This is a genomic window from Klebsiella sp. EMBS2024 (assembly GCF_036233805.1).
Taxonomy (GTDB): Bacteria; Pseudomonadota; Gammaproteobacteria; order Enterobacterales; family Enterobacteriaceae; genus Klebsiella; species Klebsiella pneumoniae.
Map to the genome: position 1 here is coordinate 574,583 of NZ_JAZARW010000001.1, position 3,725 is coordinate 578,307.

A 3,725-nucleotide genomic window follows, 5' to 3' on the forward strand; every position below is an offset into this window, starting at 1 on the left:
CNNNCGCCGCGGTCAGGCCTCGCTGTCCACCAGGCCGTCAATAATCACCTGCCGCACCCCCTGCGAACAGGGTTCAATACGCCCGCGCACCCCATAGACGGCCGCCAGAGTCTCGGGGGTGATGACCGCGGCCGGGGTGCCGTCGCCGAGCAGCTGGCCCGCCTTGAGCATCAGCACGTGGTCGGCGTGACGCAGGGCAATATTGATGTCGTGCACCACCACCAGGGTCACGATGTTGCGCCGCCGGGTCTCCCGGCGCACCAGATCCATCACGTGAAACTGGTAGTTGAGGTCAAGGGCGCTGAGCGGTTCGTCGAGCAGCAGCAGGCGCGGCTGGCGGATCAGCGACTGGGCGAGACCCACCAGCTGCTTTTGCCCGCCGGAGAGCTGATCGAGGTAGCTCATCGCCAGATGGGCAATCCCCAGCTGTCGCAGCAGCGCCATCACTTCCTCCTGGCGCTGCGGACTGTGGCGTCCTCCGGCGGCGCGCTGGGCAACGATAATCGACTCCAGCACATGCAGATGCACGCCGGCGGGCAGCGTCTGCGGAAGATAGACCACCTGCTCTGCGCGACGTGAGAACGGCTGCGTCAGCAGATTTTCCCCCTCCAGCAGCAGCTCGCCGCGGCAGGGGCCCAGACCCGCCATCGCCCGCATTAACGTTGATTTACCGCTGCCGTTTGGCCCCAGCAGCGCGGTGATTTTCCCTCGCGGCAGATGGGGAACCGTCAGGTTCTCGATCACCTTGCGTCTGGGGTAGCCGGCGCTGAAGTGAGACAGCGACAGCCCGGATAATGTCTGGTCGCTCATACCTGCCCCCGATGACGTAAAATGATGCTCAAAAAGAACGGGACCCCGACCAGGGAAGTGACGATCCCCACCGGAATAATGGCCCCGGGGATCAGGTTTTTCGAGGCGATGGAGGCCAGGGAGAGCACCAGGGCGCCGATCAGCGCGCTGGCGGGCAGGTAAAAGCGATGGTCTTCGCCGAAGAGCATCCGCGCAATATGCGGCGCCACCAGGCCGATAAAGCCGATTGGCCCGACAAAGGCCACCGAAAGCGCTGACAGGATGCTGATCCGCAGCAGCGTGGTCAGGCGCAGACGGCGAACGTTAATGCCAAAGCTGATGGCCCGGTCCTCGCCCAACCGCAGGGCGGTCAGCTTCCACGCGCTGCGCAGCGACAGGGGCATCACCAGCGCCAGGGCGACCAGCAGGATGGCGACTTTGCTCCAGGAGGCGCGATCGATGCTGCCCATGGTCCAGAACACCAGCCCCTGCAGCGTGTCTTCGTTGGCGATGAACTGCAGCATCGAGACCAGAGCGTTAAAGGTAAAGACCAGCGCGATGCCGAACAGAATGACGCCGGAGGTGGCCACCTGGGTCCAGCGGGTGATGCCGTCCAGCAGCAGGGCCGCCAGCAGGGCGAAGATAAAGGCGTTGGCTGAGATAAACCACTGGCCGGGAATACCGGGCAGGCCAATACCGAGCACAATCGCCAGCGCGGCGCCAAACGCCGCAGCCGAGGAGACGCCGAGGGTAAACGGGCTGGCCAGCGGGTTATTGAGGATGGTCTGCATTTCGGCGCCGGCCAGTCCCAGCGCCAGACCGACGATAATCGCCATCACCGCATAGGGCAGACGGATATCCCAGACGATGGCGCGCGTGCCCGGATCGGCGCTGGCCGGATCGGTTAACGTCTGCCACAGGCTCTGCAGCGGCAGACCGGAGGGGCCGAGCATAAAATCGAGCAGCAGCGACGCGACAATCAACAGCGCCAGCAGGAGGATCAGCAGCAGACGGCGACGCACGATACGGCGATAGTCATCCATCACGCCAGAGGTCCCGGCGGGCAGCCCGTCGAGCACGGAGTCGGAGGTTAAACGCATGCTGTANNNACTCGCTCTGCTGCCAGGAGAAGACGAACGGCTGGTCCGGCAGGTCGGTGAAATGGCGCACGATATAATGGTACGTCTCATCCGGGTTGAGATCGCCGAAGGCCTGCGGGTAGATATCTTTCGCCAGGTATTCCATGCCGACAATATTCCACGGGTGGTTATAGAAGTGGTGATAAACGCCATAGGCCCGCTTTTCCTGTACCGCCGGGATCTGGCTGACCCCAGGCCGCGCCAGCAGCGTCTGCGCCTGGGCCTTCACCGCCTCTGGCTTAACCGCATAACCCAGGGGCAACACCTGGCTGTTGCCGCGCTTCGAGCCGGTCATGATCCAGGCGTCGGGCTTCATGCTGATGATTTTCTCCAGCGAAACGAACCCGGAGGCGCCCGGCAGCAGCTGCGAACCGATATTGTTCGCCCCGACCGCCTCCACCAGCCCGCCCCAGCCGCTGTGGCCGTGGGTAAAGCAGCAGGCGTCGCTGTTGCCGGCCAGCGCTTCCACGAAGACGTTGGCCTTCGGCGTGATGGCCGCGGTTTTCTGGCGAATCGTCTGCAGCTGCTGACGATAGTAATCGGTAAAGGCTTTGGCCTGGCTCTCGCGGTTAAGGACTTTGCCCAGCAGGTCGATGCTGGGGGCGGTATCTTTCGCCGGGGCGATCTCATAGTCGACAAACAGCACCGGAACGTGCAGGGCGCTGAGCTTGTCGATGACGCCGCTCTCCATCAGCGCTGGCCTGGCGCGCAGCTGGGCGATCATCAGATCCGGCTGACGGGCGATGACGCTTTCAAGATCGACGTTCCCTTTATCGCTGAAGCCCATGTCAAGGATCGTGGCCGACTGGGGCCACGTCGTTTTCAGCATCTGCCAGGTGGCAACATCCTGCTTTTTCGCCAGATTATTCCATGCCACCAGCCGTTTAAACGGATTGTCCCGATCCAGCAGGGCGAGGGTCATAATGTCGCGACCATCCTGCAAAATAATACGCTGCGGCTCTTTGGCGAGGGTGACCTGCCGGCCGTCAAGGTCCGTGACCGTCAGGGGATATTGGGTTGCATAGCTGAGGAGGGGCGTCGCGAGCAGCGCAGTAAGTAACAGCGATCTTACTGATTTTCTTGCCATAAAATGAGTTCCGTTTGCCAATTTATAAATATAATGATTCTGAGAATTATTCTCGAGTAAACGTCAACGGCAAGTATATCAAGGGCAAATTTCATAAAATGTAACAAACATGTTGGAAATTATGCCAACGCCGACAGGGCGCGCGCGGCGGCAGCATTTTCTGCCATGGCTGGAGGTCGAAGACGTTTTTCAGGCTAATTCCTAATGTCATCCCCGGTTCGTTGTGCCATCCTGAATGCGACTCATAACACGACACGTGAGAGAGGATATTATGAAAAAAGCAATGATTGCGTTATCGGCTATTCTGGTTGCGGCTCCGGTTTTTGCTGCGACAACACATGCAACAGATGATACCGTCGCGGCGGCGAATGCCAACGCCAACACCGCTAAAGAGAAGCTGCATCAGGCCCAGCACGAGGGCGAAGAGCAGCAGCTGAAGGCGAAACACGCCGCCGAAGGCAAGCAGGACAGCGTCGGCAGCCAGGTGAGCGAAGGCGCGCAGAAAACCTGGAACAAGACCAAAGAAGGCACCGAGAAGGGGTGGGATAAGACCAAAGAGGTCAGTGAAAAAGGCTGGAACGCCACCAAATCCGGTGCGGAAAAGGGCTGGGATAAAACCAAAACCGGCGCCGAAGAGTTAAAAAATAAAGTGACTGAATAAGTCCTTTCACCTGTCTGAATAAAGGTCGCGAAAGCGGCCTTTTTTATTG

The 3,725-nt window shown here is 60.3% G+C and carries 3 protein-coding genes and 1 pseudogene; 1 reads left to right on the plus strand and 3 read right to left on the minus strand.

Annotated features, from left to right (window positions below; genetic code table 11):
- Positions 1 to 12 precede the first annotated feature (12 nt).
- The 3 genes and pseudogenes from VZP09_RS02655 to VZP09_RS02665 all read right to left on the minus strand — a co-directional run.
- Positions 13 to 810: an ABC transporter ATP-binding protein gene (locus VZP09_RS02655; protein ID WP_002892698.1), complete on the minus strand. Its 798-nt coding sequence runs from the start codon at positions 808 to 810 to the stop codon at positions 13 to 15.
- Entirely contained in the window at positions 807 to 1,835 is a 1,029-nt protein-coding gene (locus VZP09_RS02660; protein ID WP_072143255.1) for a FecCD family ABC transporter permease, read from the minus strand. Before VZP09_RS02660 ends, VZP09_RS02655 begins: the two co-directional genes overlap by 4 nt.
- Positions 1,836 to 1,899: 64 nt before the next feature.
- Positions 1,900 to 3,015 (minus strand): annotated as a pseudogene (locus VZP09_RS02665) (ABC transporter substrate-binding protein); the annotation flags it as partial.
- Between the two features lie 271 nt (positions 3,016 to 3,286).
- Between VZP09_RS02665 and VZP09_RS02670 the strand changes: the two are divergent.
- Positions 3,287 to 3,676 carry a hypothetical protein gene (locus VZP09_RS02670; protein WP_002892699.1) on the plus strand — a complete coding sequence of 130 codons (390 nt, stop codon included), beginning with the start codon at positions 3,287 to 3,289 and terminating at the stop codon, positions 3,674 to 3,676.
- The last annotated feature ends 49 nt before the right edge of the window (positions 3,677 to 3,725 follow it).